Source organism: Brevundimonas sp. TWP2-1, from assembly GCF_049897645.1.
GTDB lineage: Bacteria > Pseudomonadota > Alphaproteobacteria > Caulobacterales > Caulobacteraceae > Brevundimonas.
On the sequence record NZ_JAFCWR010000001.1, the window covers coordinates 1,780,414 to 1,795,976 of the forward strand.

The following is a 15,563-nucleotide window of genomic DNA, read 5'->3' on the forward strand; positions in this document are numbered from 1 at the left end:
GTTGTGATGAACCCCTCCCAGGCCCGCATCAACTCAAGCGCCGATGGCTCTAGCCCGCGTGCAGTTCCTGCTTCACCCGCTCCGCCAGGGTCTTGATGTCCAGCGGCTTGGGCAGGAAGGACACCCCGACCTCGTCCTGCAACAGATCCGAGAAGTCGCTTTCGGCATAGCCCGAGATGAACATCACCGGCGCATCGCCCAGATACTGCCGCGCCTTCTTCAGCAGCGACGGCCCGTCCAGCCCCGGCATGATGACGTCCGAGATCATCATGTCGATCTGACCGGCGTATTCCTCGGCCAGCAACAGGGCCTCCTCGCCATCGGCGGCCTCGATCACCTCATAGCCGCGCTGGCGCAACAGGCGGGCGGCGATGCCGCGCACGGCGTCCTCGTCCTCGACGAACAGGATACGGCCGGCGCCCGACAGGTCGCGCGGCGCCTTGACCTTGACCTCGACCGGCTGAACCTCGGCCAGTTCCGCCTCGCCGGCGGCCGGCAGGAAGATGCGGAAGGCGGCGCCGGCGCCCTCGATGTTGCTGACGGTGATATGGCCGCCCGCCTGCTGGGCGATGCCGTAGACGGTGGCCAGGCCCATGCCTGTGCCCTCGTTCACCGCCTTGGTGGTGAAGAAGGGTTCGAAGATCTTGTCCAGCAGTTCGGGCGGCACGCCGGGGCCGGTGTCCGACACCTCGATCAGGGCCACCTCGTCCGTCGGCGCATCGACCCAGCCCAGGGCCCGCGCCTCGTCGCCCGTCAGGCGGCGCGTGGCGATGGTGACCACGCCGGCGCCCGGCTCGACCACGCCGCGCATGGCGTCGCGGGCGTTGACGGCCAGGTTCATCACGGCCGTCTCCAGCTGGGACTTATCGGCCAGCACCACCGGCAGGTCGCGACCGTAGTCGGTCTCCAGCCGCACGTCCTCGCGCAGCAGACGCCGCAGCAGGATGGCGAACTCGCCCACCAGTTCGCCCAGGTCCAGCCGCTCGCGGCGAACGGTAGACTTGCGCGAGAAGGCCAGCAGCTTCCTGACCAGATCGGCCGCGCGGATGGCCGTCTGGCGGATTTCGTTCAGCCCCTCGTAGGACGGATCGCCCACCGGGTGGCGTTCCAGCAGGCCCGACAGCTGAAGCTGGATCGCGGTCAGCAGATTGTTGAAATCGTGCGCCACGCCGCCGGCCAGCTGGCCCACGGCCTGCATCTTCTGGGCCTGGTTGAGCTGCAGCTCCATCGACTTCTGGCCCGACACGTCGAACAGCCAGATGCGCCGCTTGTCGCCCTCGGGCGCCACATAAAGATGCAGCATCTTGTCGGGATAGGCCCGCGCGATCAGCTCGATCGGCCCCGACGACCCGTCCTCCAGCTTCAGCCGCGCCTCGGCGACGCCGCCCGGATCGAACAGATCGCCGAAGGCCGCGTCGCGCGCGGCGCCGGGACCGGTCAGCACGGCCAGGGCCGGATTGGCCTCTTCCGCCCGGCCCGAGAACAGGTCGTCGCCGCCGATCACGGCCGAACCGAACGGCGCCCCGGCGGCCATCGCGCGCGCCTCTCCGGTCGCGGCTGCGGGCGCATGCACAGGAGCCAGGGCGATGGGCAGAGCGGCGTCGGGCGCCGCGCGCATCAGGAAACGACCCTCGCCGGCTTGGCCGATCACGACCTCGACTTCGCGCGCGCCGATCATGACGATGGCGCGGCCCGGCTCGCCTTTGCGCGCCTGGGCGAAGGCCATGTAGAGAGCCTGGGCCGACTTGCCGCGCGGCAGGGCGCCCGTTGCGCCGTTGGCCTCGGCCCAGGCGGTGTTGAACGCCAGGATCTGTCCTGAATCCCACACGAGGGCGGCCGGCTCAGCCATGGCCTCCAGCACCTCGATGGCCGCGTCGCTGCTGGGCTTGGCGTTCGCCGCCCGCCGGAAACCGAACAGGCCGATCAGCGCGATCATCCCCACCGTCAGGATCAGCACCAGCCCCGGCGCCGAGGTCGGGTTGTCGCGAAACGCCGGATAGGCCAGGGCGGCGATGGCCGCCACGACGCCAAACGCCATCACGGCCGACAGAATATCGAACGAAGGGCGTCGGGTGGACGTCATGCAGCCTCGCGAATCAGTGGGCAGATCATACGCTCAAATCCTGACGCACTCTTACCGGCGCTTTCTGGACTGGAAGACGAAGCCGATGATCTTGGCGGCGGCGTCGAAATGCTCGCGCGGAATGATCTCGTCCACCTCGACGGCGGCATACAGGGCGCGCGCCAGCGGCACGTTCTCCACGATCGGCACCCCGTGCTCGGTCGCCACTTCGCGGATACGCAGCGCCAGCGCATCGACGCCCTTGGCGACGCAGATCGGCGCGCCGTCGCCCTGGTCCGGCTCATAGCGCAGCGCGACCGAATAGTGGGTCGGGTTGGTGACGATGACGGTGGCCTTGGGCACATTGGCCATCATCCGCTGGCGGCTGCGCTGCATGCGGATCTGCTTCAGCTTGGCCTTGATGTGCGGGTCGCCCTCGGACTGTTTGTAGTCTTCCTTCAGCTCTTCCTTGGTCATCCGCATCCGTTTGGCGAAGCGCATCTTCTGCCAGACGAAGTCGGCGCCTGCGGTCGCAGCGAGCAGAAGGATCGAGGCGAAGAACAGCGACACCGCCATGTCGCGCGCCAGCGGCAGGATCGCCAGCGGGCTCATCGACACCATGTTCTCGAACTCGCGCAGGTGCGGCTTCAGCACCATCCAGCAGACCACGCAGACGGCGATCAGCTTCAGGAAAGTCTTGACGAACTGCATCAAGCCGTCGGGTCCGAAGATCCGCTTGAACCCCTGCAGCGGACTGACCGCCGACCATTTCGGCTTCAGCTTTTCGGCGGTGAAGATCAGGCCCGACTGCGCCAGATTGCCCCCGACCCCGCCCAGGATGGTCGCCAGCATGACCGCCCCCAGGAACGGCGCGATGGCCCAGACGGTGCGCACCATGATCTGGTTGCCGGCGCCCGAGTTCAGCGTGCCCAGCATCTCGTGTGGGGCGGCGATGAAGGGCAGCATCTGTTCGGCGATGGACGAGGCGAACCAGCCGCCGCCCATCAGGATCACCGCCGCCGCGCCCGCCAGCGACATCACCTGGGCGACGTCGGGCGACTTGGCCGAGTCGCCCTTCTTTCGGGCGTCCTCAAGCTTTCGCGGGGTCGCCTCTTCGGTTTTCGACTCGGGATCCGCGCCTTCAGCCATTGGGGCCTCCGAACACGAAATACTCCGCCAGACGGCGGTAGCGGTCGATGAAGATGGTGCCCAGAGCCCCCAGGCTCAGCGCGAAGATCGACAGGCCCAGGATGACGCTCAAGGGCGCGGCGGCGAAATAGACCTGGAAGGACGGCATGACCCGCGCCACCAGACCGGACGCCAGGTTGAAGATCAGGGCGAACACCAGCACTGGCGCCGACAACTGGACCCCCAGCATGAAGCTGTCGCTCAGGGTGCGGACCGCCATCTGGGTGAAGTCGGCCATCACCAGCGGCTGGGCCGGCGAGATCAGGCGATAGGAACCCACCATGCCGGCGATGAAAAGGTGATGGGTGTCGGTGGCGAACAGCAGCGTCACCCCCAGCAGGGTCAGAAAGGCCGCGACGGTCGTGCCGGGTTGGGCCTGCATCGGGTTGGCGGTCTGGGAAAAGCTCAGCGTCGTCTGCAGCGAGATGATCTCGCCCGCCGTCGACAGGGCCGTCATGAACATCCGCAGCAACAGACCGATCATCAGGCCGACAGCCACCTCGCGGATGATCCATCCGACCATCAGCCCCAGGCTGTCGGGCAGGCCCGGCAGCGATCCGCGCACCACCGGCCATAGCGCCAGGCTGATGAGCAGGGCCAGCGACAGCCGCACGCGCGGCGGCACATAGGTCTCGCCGAAACCGGGGATCAGCATCAGGATCGCCGCGATCCGGGCGAAGATCAGCCCCCCGGCCCAGACCTGATCGGCGGTGGCGTAAGCCTCCACTACATCCCCGCGATGCGGGCCGCGATCTGGCGCATGAAGCCGCCCAACAGCGCGCCCATCAGCGGCAGGAACAGGATCAAGGACACGAAGATGGCGATGATCTTGGGCGCATAGATCAGGGTCTGTTCCTGGATCTGCGTCAGTGCCTGAAACAGGCCGATCACCACGCCGACCACCAGGCCAACGATCAGGACCGGCAGGCATAGTTGTATCGTCAGCCAGATGGCGTCGCGCCCGACATCCAGAACTTCCGCGCCGTTCATCGACACCGCTCCCAAACTACTGGGCAGAAAATGCCGACAGGATGGTTAACAGGCCGCTAACCAAACGCGTATTCGTGGAAGATCAGGCCGCCAAGGTGCGAGACAGTTTGCGCGCCAGTTCGGCCTGGGTGAACGGCTTGCGCACGATCATGTCCTCGCCCACGTCCGTCAGGGCCTCGGCGTCGGCGTATCCGGTGGCGAACAGGATGGGCGCTTCGGGTAGCCGCGCCTTCAGTTCCTTCGCCAGCTCGCCGCCGTTCATCCCCGGCATGGCGAAATCCAGCACCATGGCGTCGATCCGCTCGTGATGCTCCAACGTCTCCAGCGCCGCCCCGCCGCTGTCGGCCTCGATCACGTCATAGCCCAGGTCGCTGAGATAGCCGGCCGTGACGGTCCTGACCGCCTCGTCGTCATCCACCACCAGAACGACCATCCCGGCGTCGCGCGCAGCCAGCAGTTCGCCGCTCGGCTCGCGTTCCTGCGTCGGCGCGGCGTCGGCGCGGGGCAGGAAGATGCGGATCGTCGTGCCCTTGTCGACCTCGGTATCGATGCTGACCCCGCCGCCGGACTGTTTGGCCAGGCCAAACACCTGGCTCAGTCCCAGGCCCGATCCCTTGCCGACGTCCTTGGTGGTGAAGAAGGGTTCGAACGCCCGCGCTCGAACCTCGTCGGTCATGCCCGATCCGGTGTCGCTGACCGACACCACCACATAGTCGCCGGGCGGAAGCTCGTCGGGCCTCCCGGACGCATCGAGCCGCGCGTTCTCTGTGCGGATGGTCAGCGACCCGCCCACCTCCATGGCGTCGCGCGCATTGATGGCCAGGTTCAGAATGACCAGTTCGATCTGCGTCGGATCGATCATCGCTGGCCACAGGTCCGTCGCCAGTTGCGGCGGCTCGATATGCACGCTGCCGCCGATGGCGCTCTGCAGCATGTCGCCCATGCTGCGCACCGTCTCGTTCAGATCGACCGCGCGCGGCTCCAGTTTCTGACGACGCGAGAAGGCCAGCATCTGCGCCGTCAGTCGCGCACCCCGCTGCGAGGCCTCGCGCATCATGTCCAACCGACGCAAGACCTTGGGATCGGTCTCGTTCTTCCTTAGCTGATCGACATTGCCCAGCACGACGGTCAGCAGGTTGTTGAAGTCGTGCGCCACGCCGCTGGTCAGCTGGCCGACGGCCTCCAGCCGCTGCGCCTGACGCAGGGCCGTCTCGGCCTTTTCCCGCTCGACGATCTGGGCGGCCAGTTCGCGGTTGGCCGCCTGCAATTGCGCGGTGCGGTCGGCGACCCGACGTTCCAGCAGGGCCTCCGCGCGCTGGATCTCGGCGATCCGTTCGCGCGCCTCATACTGCCTGCGGCGACCGCGCAACGCCGTATCGACCGCACTGACCAGGGTCGTGGGATGGAACGGCCGCTCCAGAAAGCTGACATTGCCCAGGGTCGCCGATAGCCGACGCGCCGCCGGATTACGCTCGACGCTGCCGCCGCGGCGGTTCAGCACCAGAAAGGGAAAATCCGACCAGGACGGCTGGCCTTCGATCCAGACGGACAGGGCGTTGAGGTCGCCGTTGATCAGCACCTCCTCCACCACCACGGCCAGGGCGGCGCCTTCGATCATTCGCGCCAGAAGGTCGTCCAGGGTGTCGCAGACCTGCGCCACCGTGCCGACCTCCGTCAGGATCTGGGCGGCCACGACCGCGTCGCGCCCGGCGGGCGCCAGTATCAGAGCGCGTTCTGACAGGTCTCCGCCGCGGCTCATTCGGCGCTATCGCCCATCAGTAGTCGTTCACCTTGGCCCACGAAGTTGGGAACGCCGCGCAGAACCCCCTGGAAGCCGTACAAGGGCTCGCCCAGCGTCAGGCCGTTGGTCCCGATGTCGAATTCGCGAATAGTCTTCTCGTGGCCGCCCGCGCGCTTCTTGATGACCGAGATGGCGCGACGGACCAGGCCCGCCGCCTCGAAATAGCGCAGCAGAATGACCGTGTCGGCCAGATAGGTCACGTCCACCGGAGCCTTCATGTCCCCGACCAGTCCGTGCTGGGCCACGGTCAGATAGGTCGAGGCCCCCTGACGGTTCAGATACTGCAGCAGTTCGTGGATATGCAGCACCAGGAACTGCTCCTGCGGCATGGCCGCCTGATAGCCGTTCAGGCTGTCGATCACGACCGTCTTGATGTCTCGCCTGGAGACGCAGTCCCGAACGCGCGCGGCGAACTCGCCCGGCGACAGCTCGGCCGCATCCACCTGCTCCACGAGCAGGGAGCCCTCGTCCACACAGGCTTGCAGATCGATGCCGATCTCCAGCATCCGCGCGAACAGCAGACCCAGTTCCTCGTCGAAGATGAACATGGCCGCCTTCTCGCCCCGCGCGATCGCGGACATCACGAAACTGACGGCGAACAGCGACTTGCCGGTGCCGGCGGGGCCCAGGATCAGCGCGCTCGAACCGCGCTGTATGCCGCCGCCCAACAGGTCGTCCAGGCCAGTCACCCCGCTGGACATGGGCTCGCGCTTGAACCGGGTGCGGTGTTCAGAGGCGACGATGCGTGGATAGACCTCCAGCCCGCCCGTCTTGATGGTGAAGTCGTGATAGCCGCCGCGGAATCGACGCCCGCGATACTTCATCACCCGGACGCGGCGGCGCTCGGCCCCATATTCCGGCGCCAGCTCCTGCAACTGGATCACGCCGTGCGTGACGCTATGGACCGTCTTGTCGTTGGCGTCGGTCGTCAGGTCGTCCAGCAGCAGCACGGTCACGCCGCGCTTGGCGAAATAGTGTTTCAGCGCCAGCACCTGACGGCGGTAGCGCAGCGATCCCTGGGCCAGCAGTCGGATTTCCGACAGGCTGTCGATCACCACCCGCTGGGGCTGAAGCCGTTCGACCGCCTCCAGGATCATGCGGCTGGTCTCGCCCAGTTCCAGGTCCGACGAATACAGCAGGCTCTGCTGCTGCTGTTCGTCCAGCAGACTTTCCGGCGGCACCAGTTCAAACAGTTCGATCCCGTCCAGCGACCAGCCGTGCGACTTGGCCGTGGCGCGCAGCTCTTCTTCCGTCTCAGACAGGGTGATGTAGAGGGTGGTCTCGCCCAGCGCGACGCCCGTCATCAGGAACTTCATCGCGGCGGTCGTTTTGCCGGTGCCCGGATTGCCTTCCAGCAGATACAGCCGGTCCCGTTCCAGCCCTCCGGCCAGAATGTCGTCCAGTCCGGCGATCCCGAAGGCGGCCTGGTCTTGCTTAATCTCGCCGTCCGTCATGCCATCCTCTCGCCTGTAGCTGAGCCGTAACGCACGGAAACGGATAAGGTTACACGCCAGATGACTCGTCTCCAGCGGCGCAGGATCGACGACAAAATCTCTTCCCAGACCTTGAACGGCGTAGCTCTGATCCCAACCTCACGGCTTCGCCGGGGGGCCTTTCACGATCCGATTTCAGACGAATTGCACTCTTCAGACGCTCTTTTTTCAAGCGTCACCGTCTGAATGCGTCCCGGCCTCGTAATGAGGCCCGAGATCCTCTCCCCTTCCCGCAATCGCCCCGCTATCTAGGCCGCCATGACCGAACCCCGCGCCTCCAAAGTCTCCCAGGCCGACGCCGAAGCCGCCGTCCGCACCCTGATCGAATGGGCGGGCGACAATCCCGACCGCGAAGGCCTGCTGGAGACCCCGGCCCGCGTCGCGCGCAGCTATCGCGAACTTTTCGAGGGCTATGAGGTCGATCCCCTCTCCTATCTGGAGAAGACGTTCGAGGAGACGGGCGGCTACGACCAACTGGTCGTGCTGAAGGACATCCGCTTCGTCAGCTTCTGCGAGCACCACATGCTTCCGGTCGTGGGCAAGGCGCACGTCGCCTATCTGCCAACTGACCGCGTCGTCGGCATCTCCAAACTGGCCCGCGTCGTGCGCGGCTTCGCACGGCGCCTGCAGATCCAGGAGAAGATGACCTCCGAGATCGCCGAGGCCATCCAGACCGTCCTGCGCCCCCACGGCGTCGGCGTCGTCATCGAAGCCGAACACAGCTGCATGACCCTGCGCGGCGTCAATGCGCCGGGCGCCAGCCTGTCGACCAGCCACCTGATCGGCGTGGTCCGAGACGACCCCCGCACCCGCGAAGAGTTCCTGCGACTGGTCCGGGGCTGATTATGTTCGCCTGAGGGGCGAACTGGCCCGACGCTTGCGGTAAAAGGACCAAAGGAGGCGCTGACGATGCCCTGGTCCCTGATTTCGACCCGCAATGAGACAGTTCAGATCGCGCGCGGCGGCTGGCTGGACGCTCTGCGTTTCATCGTGGCCTTCCTGATCATCCTGCATCACTTCCAGGCGGCGGGCCCGGCGCCCCTGGCCGAGGTGATCAATCCGATCTTCGAGCGCGGCGGCTTCCTGCTGACCAACTTCTTCCTGATCGACAGCGGCTATGTGCTGATGCGCGTCTATGGCGCGGCGGTGGACAAGGGCCGGCTTTCGCCGGGCGACTTCTTCCTGAAGCGGTTCCTGCGCGTCGTGCCCGCCCACCTGATCATGGGCCTGTCGCTGGTCGGATTCGTTCTGCTGGCCACCGCCGCCGGCGTCCCGCCCCGCAATCCGGAATGGTTCGCCTGGGACCAACTGCCCGCCCAGTTGCTGCTGCTTCAGTCCTATGGCGTTTATGGCGGCCTGGGCTGGAACGCCCCAACCTGGTCGATCTCGGCCCTGATCGGCTGCTACCTGGCCTTCCCCTGGATCATTCGTGGCCTGATGCGTCTGGGTCCGTGGTCGGCGCTGGCTGTCGGCGTCGGCGTCTACCTGGTCGCCAACCAGCTCTGCTGGCACTTCCTGGGCTATCCCGTCTATCAGATGCCCATGCGCTACGGCATCATCCGCGCCCTGCCGCTGTTCTTCCTGGGAATGTGCCTGGCCTGGTTCGCCCAGAAGGTCTGGATCGCCCCGCGCCTGGCCGGCTGGGCCGGCGTGCTCGCCGCCGTGGGCTTCTTCGCGCTTGAGCTTCACGACAAGCACGCCCTGGCCGCCCTGACGCTGATCTCGATCATCATCCTGGCCGCCGGCGCGGTGCCGGTGAAGCGACCCTCCAAGCTGGTCGAGATGGCCGCCATGGTCTCCTTCTCCATGTTCATCTCCAACGAGGTGATCCGCATCGTCTGGTTCGGCGTGGTCAACGCCGTCGAGGCCCGCATCTCTCTGCCCCTCGCCGCCCAATGGGGCCTGTGGGGCCTGGGCGTCGCGGCGGCCGTCGCCTTTGCCTTCGCCTTCCACTTCGCCATCGACAATCCGATCCAGACCCGCATCCGCGACTGGTTGAAGCGTCGCAGCGCGCGTCGCGGCCAAGTTCAGCCCAAACTGGGCCCGGTCATCTCCATCGACGGCTGATCGACGCTCGACTCCAAGGTCGCCTTGGCGACCGGCGATCCTCGACCAAAGTCGCTCTCTCCAGCCGCCTCCCTCTCGGTCAATGTCGGCGTCCACGTATCCGCAGGGATGCGCAGAACGGCCGATAACGGCGACTTGGGAGGAAATGGATCATGGCTACCGACGCTCCAATTGCGTCTGGGGAAGAGGAACACACCGTCGATCGCAGCGATCGCCTGGTCATCCTCGCCTCATCGGTCGGCACCGTCATCGAGTGGTACGACTTCTATCTTTACGGTTCGCTGGCGGCGATCATCACCGTCCAGTTCTTCTCGGGCGTCAACGAGACGACCGGCTACATCTTCGCCCTGATGGCCTTCGCGGCCGGCTTTGCGGTGCGGCCCTTCGGCGCCATCGTCTTCGGTCGGCTGGGCGACCTGTGGGGACGCAAGAACACCTTCCTCGTCACCATGCTTCTGATGGGTCTGTCGACCTTCGTCGTCGGCCTGTTGCCGCCCTATGCGGTCATCGGCATCGCCGCACCGATCATCCTGGTGCTGATGCGCCTGATCCAGGGCCTGGCCCTGGGCGGTGAATACGGCGGCGCCGCAACCTACGTCGCCGAGCACGCCCCGCGCGGCAAGCGCGGCTTCTACACCTCCTTCATCCAGATCACGGCCACCGCCGGTCTGGTGCTCAGCCTCGTGGTCATCCTCGGCGTCCGGCTTGCGGTCGGCGAGGAAGCCTTCGCCGATTGGGGCTGGCGCATTCCGTTCCTGGTCTCGATCCTGCTGCTGGGCGTCTCCCTGTGGATTCGTCTGAAGCTGGCCGAGAGCCCGTCGTTCAAGAAGATGAAGGCCGAAGGCAAGGGCTCCAAGACCCCCCTGAAGGACAGCTTCGGCAAATGGCCGAACCTGAAGATCGTGCTGATCGCCCTGCTGGGCCTCACCGCCGGTCAGGCCGTCATCTGGTACACGGGTCAGTTCTACGCCCTGTTCTTCCTGGAACGGGTCATGAAGGTCGACGCCACCCTGGTCTATATCCTGTTGACCATCGCGCTTCTGGCCGCCTCGCCCTTCTTCATCTTCTGGGGCTGGCTGTCGGACAAGGTGGGCAGAAAGCCGATCATCCTGGCCGGCTGCCTGATCGCGGCCCTGACCTATTTCCCGCTGTTCAACGCCCTGACCCAGGCCGCCAATCCGCGCCTGGCCGCCGCCGCCGCCTCGGCGCCGGTCGTGGTCTATGCCGATCCGGCCGACTGCAACGTCCAGTTCGACCCCGTCGGCAAGACGGTGTTCAACCAGTCCTGCGACGTGGCCAAGTCCCACCTGGCCAAGGCCGGCGTGACCTACACCAATGTCGAGGCGCCTGCCGGAACCGTGGCAGAGGTGCGCATCGGCGATCAGTCCGTCATCCCCAGCTTCCGGGGCGACGCCATGACCACGGCTGATTTCGCCGCCCAGAAGAAGACCTGGGACACGGAACTGACCGTCGCCCTGACCGCCGCCGGCTATCCGGCCAAGGCGGACAGCGCCCTGGTCAACAAGCCGATGGTTGTGCTGATCCTGTTCATCCTCGGCTTCTACGTGACCATGGTCTACGGACCGATCGCGGCGGCCCTGGTCGAGATGTTCCCGACCAACATCCGCTACACCTCAATGTCCCTGCCCTATCACATCGGCAACGGCTGGTTCGGCGGCTTCCTGCCGACCACGGCCTTCGCCATCGTGGCGGCGACCGGAAACATCTATTCCGGTCTCTGGTATCCGATCATCGTCGCCCTCGCGACGGTCGTGCTGGGCTTCCTGCTGGTCAAGGAAGGCAAGGACGTCGATCTGAACGCCTGATCCTGCTTTCAGGCGGAACGAGGGGCGGGTCGTCGCGAGACGGCCCGCCTTTCGCTTGTGAAACACACCCTGCCAGGTTCAGATGCCCCCATGTTCAGCCTGACGATCCTCGGCCTGGTCGCCGCCTATATGGCGGTGCTGTTCGCCGTCGCCTGGTATCAGGAACGGCCGGCGGCGCGGGCGCGCGGCAAGGGATTGGGGCCGTCGGTCTACGCCCTGTCCCTGGCCATCTACTGCACCTCCTGGACCTATTACGGCGCGGTCGGCACGGCGGCGCGTGACGGGTGGGAGTATCTGCCCATCTACATCGGGCCGGTGATCGGCCTGACCCTGTTGTTCCCGCTGTGGCGCAGGATCGCGGCCGCCGCCCGGCGCGAGAACGTCGGCTCGATGGCCGACTTCGTGGCCTCGCGTTACGGCAAGAGCCAGACCCTGGGCGCGGCGGTCACGGTCGTCGCCATCCTGGGGTCGCTGCCCTATATCGCGCTTCAGCTGAAGTCGCTGTCGATGGCCGGCGCCCTGTTGACCGCCGGCACGCCGGTGGCGGGGTCCGAGCGGCTGACGGTGCTGGTGCTGGCGGGGGTGCTGGCCTTCTTCGCCATCCTGTTCGGTGCGCGCCGTCCCGACCTGACCGAGCACAATCGGGGCCTGATCCAGGCCATCGGCCTGGAGTCGATGGTCAAGCTGGGCGCCCTGTTGTTTGTCGCCGTCTTCGCCCTGGTCCTGCTGCTCAACGAAGGCTCGCCGCCGCGCATCATCGAGGGACTGGGCGCCCTGGCCTCCCCGCCCGAGGTCACGCCGCGCTTCACCGCCATCACCCTGTTGTCGACCTTGGCCATCTTCTGCCTGCCGCGTCAGTTCCACGTCGCCTTCGTCGAGGGCGCCCAGCCGTCGGACGTGAAACGGGCGCGCTGGATCTTTCCCCTCTATCTGCTGCTGACCAGTCTAGCGGTCCTGCCGCTGGTGGCGGCGGGCGCCCTGTTCGCGCCGAGCGTGAACCCCGACCTGCTGGTGCTGGCCCTGCCCTTCCAGCGCGGCGAAACCATGCTGACGGCCATCGTCTTCGTCGGCGGCTTTTCGGCCGCCACCGCCATGGTGATCGTCGAGGCCGTCGCCCTGTCGGCCATGGTGTCCAACAGCCTGATCCTGCCCTTCGTGGCGCGCGACCGCTGGCGGGTGCGGGGCGACGCCTCGGACATGGCGGGGACCATCCTTCAGGTGCGGCGCGCAGCCATCGTCGCCGTCTTGCTGCTCGCCTGGCTCTATTATCAGGCGACGGATCAGTCGCGCGGTCTGGCGGCCATGGGGCTGGTGTCCTTCGCCGCCATGGCCCAGCTGGCGCCCGCCCTGTTCGGCGCCGTGCTGTGGCGCGGCGGTCATGCGCACGGGGCCCTGGCGGGGATGACGGTCGGGATGGCGGTGTGGATCGTCATGCTGGCCCTGCCGCAACTGGCGCCCGGCGCGCCGTGGCACCTGCACGTCATGCTGGGGGTCAAGGACCCGCTGGCCCTGGGGGTCTTCGTCAGCCTGGGGCTGAACCTGGCGGCCTATGTCGGGGTGTCGCGCTTTGCTCAGCCCCGACTGATCGACCGGGTCCAGGCCCGCGCCTTCGTGGATCGGCTGGGGCCGGACTGGATGGAGGCCAGACCTTCGCCGTCGGGCGCCTCGGTCGGCGACCTGCGCGCCCTGGTCGCCCGCTTCATCGGCGACGAGCGGGCCGAGCGCGCCTTCTCCGCCTGGGGACGCGAGACGGACACCCGGCTGCGCGACGCCGATCCGGCCGATGCAGCCCTGGCCCGCGCGGCCGAACGGATGCTGGCGGGCGCCATCGGCGCCGCCTCGGCCCGGCGGGTCATCGCGGCGGCCCTGGCCGGCGTCGGCCGCGCGCCCGAGGACGTGGTGCGGATGCTGGACGAGGCGTCGCAAGCCGTTCAGTTCAACCGCGACCTGCTTCAGACCACGCTGGACAACATCGATCAGGGCGTGATCGTGGTGGACGAGGATCTGCGCGTCACCGCCTGGAACCGACGCTATGTCTCCATGTTCGAACTGCCGGTCGGCTTCGTCCACGTCGGCCTACCCATCGCCAACATCTATCGCCTGAACGCCGAGCGCGGCGAGAGCCCCGACGACATCGAGGCCTGGGTCGAGCGGCGGCTGGAGGCGCTGAGCCGCCGCATCCCCCACGACCATGAACGCGCACAGCCCGACGGACGGGTGCTGCGCTCATCCGGCGCGCCCATCCCGGGCGGCGGCTACGCCACCAGCTACACCGACATCACCGCCCTGCGCCGCGCCGCGCGTGAACTGGAAGAGGCCAACGAACGGCTGGAGGCGCGCGTCGCCGACCGCACCGCCCGGCTGGACGAGGCGCGGCGCGTCGCCGAGGACGCCACCGCCTCCAAGACCCGCTTCCTGGCCGCCGCCAGCCACGACCTGCTGCAACCGCTGCACGCCGCCCGCCTGTTCATCGCCGCCCTGAAGGAGGAGCCTGCGCTGGCGGAACCGACCAGCCGCACCCTGGCCGTCAACGCCGACCGCGCCATCGACAGCGCCCACCGCCTGCTGACCGCCCTGCTTAACCTGTCCAAGCTGGAGGCCGGCGGGGTGCGGACCAATGTGACCAAGCTGTCGCTGGGCGGTCTGTTCGACGAGTTGCGCCGCGAGTTCGCACCCGTGGCCGAGGCCAAGGGCCTGCGCCTGACCATCATGCCCAGCCGCCTTTGGGCGGCGTCGGACCGCGACCTGCTGCGATCCATGCTGCAGAACCTGGTGGCCAACGCCATCCGCTACACAGATTCAGGGCGGGTGCTGGTCGGCGCGCGGCGGCAGGGCGAGACGGTGCAGTTGTTCGTCTGCGACACCGGGCGCGGCATCCCCGATTCCGATCACGAGACCGTCTTCGGCGAGTTCGTGCGTCTGCCCGGTGCGGTGGACGAGCCGGGCGCCGGCCTGGGCCTGGCCATCGTGCGCCGCCTGTCCAGCCTGCTGGACCATCCGCTGGAGCTGAGCTCGCGCATCGGACGCGGCACGATCTTCCGCATCACCGTGCCGCGCAGCCCCGCCGACGTGATTCCCGAAGTCGCGCCGGTGCGCGAGGCGCGCTTGCCGCTGGCGGGCCTGCGGGTGCTGTGCGTGGACAATGAGCCGGTGATCCTGGATGCGCTGAACGCCCTTCTGACCCGCTGGGGCGCGAAGCCGACCCTGGTGTCCAGCGTGGCGGCGGCCAAGGCGGCCAAGGGTCCGTTCGACGCCGCCGTGGTCGATCTGCACCTCGGCGACGGGCCGGAAGGCTTCGCCGTCATTGACTGGCTGCGGCCCCACGGCGTGCGCCGCATCGCCCTGGTCACCGCCGACACCCGCGATGGTCTGAACGAACAGGCGACGGCGGCGGGCGCCGTCCTGCTGCCCAAGCCGATCAAGCCAGCGGCGTTGAAAGCCTTCTTGTCGAGCTAGCTGGGGTCCAGCGACTTGGCCAGGATCACCGCCTGGGTCCGGTTGTGGACGCCCAGCTTGCGGAACACGCTGGTCAGGTGCGCCTTGATCGTGGCCTCGGACACGCCCAGGTCGAAGGCGATCTGCTTGTTCAGCCGCCCGGCCTTCAGCCCCTCCAGGATACGCAGTTGCGACGGCGTCAGGCTGGCGACGCGGCCGGCCGGGTCGTCGTCGTCCGCCTCTGGCACATCGGGCGCCCAGCTGTCGCCGGCCAGGATGGCGGCGATGGCCTCGACCATCTGGGGCAGGGACGAGGATTTCGGAATGAAGCCGGCGGCGCCCAGGCCCAAGGCGTGGCGCACCACGGGCGCGTCCTCGCTGGCCGAGACCACGGCGACCGGCACGGTCGGCTGTTCGGCCCGGACGGCGGCGAGCCCCGCCATGCCCTCGCTGTCCGACAGTTTCAGGTCCAGCAGCAGCAGATCGACCGGCCCAGCGACCATCGCCGCCTTGGCCTCGGCCAGGCTGGCGCATTCAACCACCTCCGCGCCCGGCGCCGCCTTGTCGACGGCCGAGCGCAGGGCGGCGCGGAACAGGGGATGGTCGTCGGCGACGACGATGCGATCCATGGGCGTCCTTCCGTGCGCGGCGTCTGATCGGCCGCGTCGTCGCCATCATGGCGCGGTTCGACTTTGGTCGAA

The 15,563-nt window shown here is 67.4% G+C and carries 11 protein-coding genes; 4 read left to right on the plus strand and 7 right to left on the minus strand.

Annotated features, from left to right (window positions below):
* Window positions 1-49 precede the first annotated feature (49 nt).
* The 6 genes from cckA to ACP7BH_RS08845 form a co-directional block, all read right to left on the minus strand.
* Window positions 50-2,083, minus strand: coding sequence for a cell cycle histidine kinase CckA (cckA, locus tag ACP7BH_RS08820; RefSeq protein WP_409716903.1), 2,034 nt, complete (start codon window positions 2,081-2,083; stop codon window positions 50-52).
* Window positions 2,084-2,134: 51 nt separating this feature from the next.
* Window positions 2,135-3,211, minus strand: a complete 1,077-nt coding sequence (gene flhB, locus ACP7BH_RS08825; protein ID WP_135194577.1) for a flagellar biosynthesis protein FlhB — start codon at window positions 3,209-3,211, stop codon at window positions 2,135-2,137.
* The gene (gene fliR, locus ACP7BH_RS08830; protein WP_425981951.1) at window positions 3,204-3,977 is read right to left on the minus strand and encodes a flagellar biosynthetic protein FliR; all 774 of its coding nucleotides are present in this window, start codon (window positions 3,975-3,977) and stop codon (window positions 3,204-3,206) included. The genes flhB and fliR overlap by 8 nt, the downstream gene beginning before the upstream one ends.
* Window positions 3,977-4,240, minus strand: a complete 264-nt coding sequence (fliQ, locus tag ACP7BH_RS08835) for a flagellar biosynthesis protein FliQ (protein ID WP_135194575.1) — start codon at window positions 4,238-4,240, stop codon at window positions 3,977-3,979. Before fliQ ends, fliR begins: the two co-directional genes overlap by 1 nt.
* A gap of 82 nt (window positions 4,241-4,322) precedes the next feature.
* Window positions 4,323-5,999 (minus strand): response regulator, encoded by a 1,677-nt coding sequence (locus ACP7BH_RS08840; RefSeq protein ID WP_425981948.1) that lies wholly within the window; start codon window positions 5,997-5,999, stop codon window positions 4,323-4,325.
* Window positions 5,996-7,495, minus strand: a complete 1,500-nt coding sequence (locus tag ACP7BH_RS08845) for an ATPase domain-containing protein (protein WP_425981946.1) — start codon at window positions 7,493-7,495, stop codon at window positions 5,996-5,998. Before ACP7BH_RS08845 ends, ACP7BH_RS08840 begins: the two co-directional genes overlap by 4 nt.
* A gap of 297 nt (window positions 7,496-7,792) precedes the next feature.
* Between ACP7BH_RS08845 and folE the strand changes: the two genes are divergently transcribed.
* The 4 genes from folE (at window position 7,793) to ACP7BH_RS08865 (ending at window position 14,883) form a co-directional block, all read left to right on the plus strand.
* Entirely contained in the window at window positions 7,793-8,377 is a 585-nt protein-coding gene (folE, locus tag ACP7BH_RS08850; RefSeq protein ID WP_346494487.1) for a GTP cyclohydrolase I FolE, read from the plus strand.
* Window positions 8,378-8,443: 66 nt separating this feature from the next.
* A complete protein-coding gene (locus tag ACP7BH_RS08855; protein WP_425981943.1) occupies window positions 8,444-9,601 on the plus strand; it encodes an acyltransferase family protein in 1,158 nt (385 codons plus the stop codon).
* Between the two features lie 152 nt (window positions 9,602-9,753).
* Window positions 9,754-11,427: an MFS transporter gene (locus ACP7BH_RS08860; protein ID WP_425981941.1), complete on the plus strand. Its 1,674-nt coding sequence runs from the start codon at window positions 9,754-9,756 to the stop codon at window positions 11,425-11,427.
* Between the two features lie 90 nt (window positions 11,428-11,517).
* Entirely contained in the window at window positions 11,518-14,883 is a 3,366-nt protein-coding gene (locus ACP7BH_RS08865; protein ID WP_425981939.1) for a hybrid sensor histidine kinase/response regulator, read from the plus strand.
* Here the strand turns inward: ACP7BH_RS08865 and ACP7BH_RS08870 are convergent.
* Window positions 14,880-15,491 (minus strand): response regulator transcription factor, encoded by a 612-nt coding sequence (locus ACP7BH_RS08870; protein ID WP_135194568.1) that lies wholly within the window; start codon window positions 15,489-15,491, stop codon window positions 14,880-14,882. The two genes, ACP7BH_RS08865 and ACP7BH_RS08870, sit on opposite strands and share 4 nt — an antisense overlap.
* Between the last annotated feature and the right edge of the window lie 72 nt (window positions 15,492-15,563).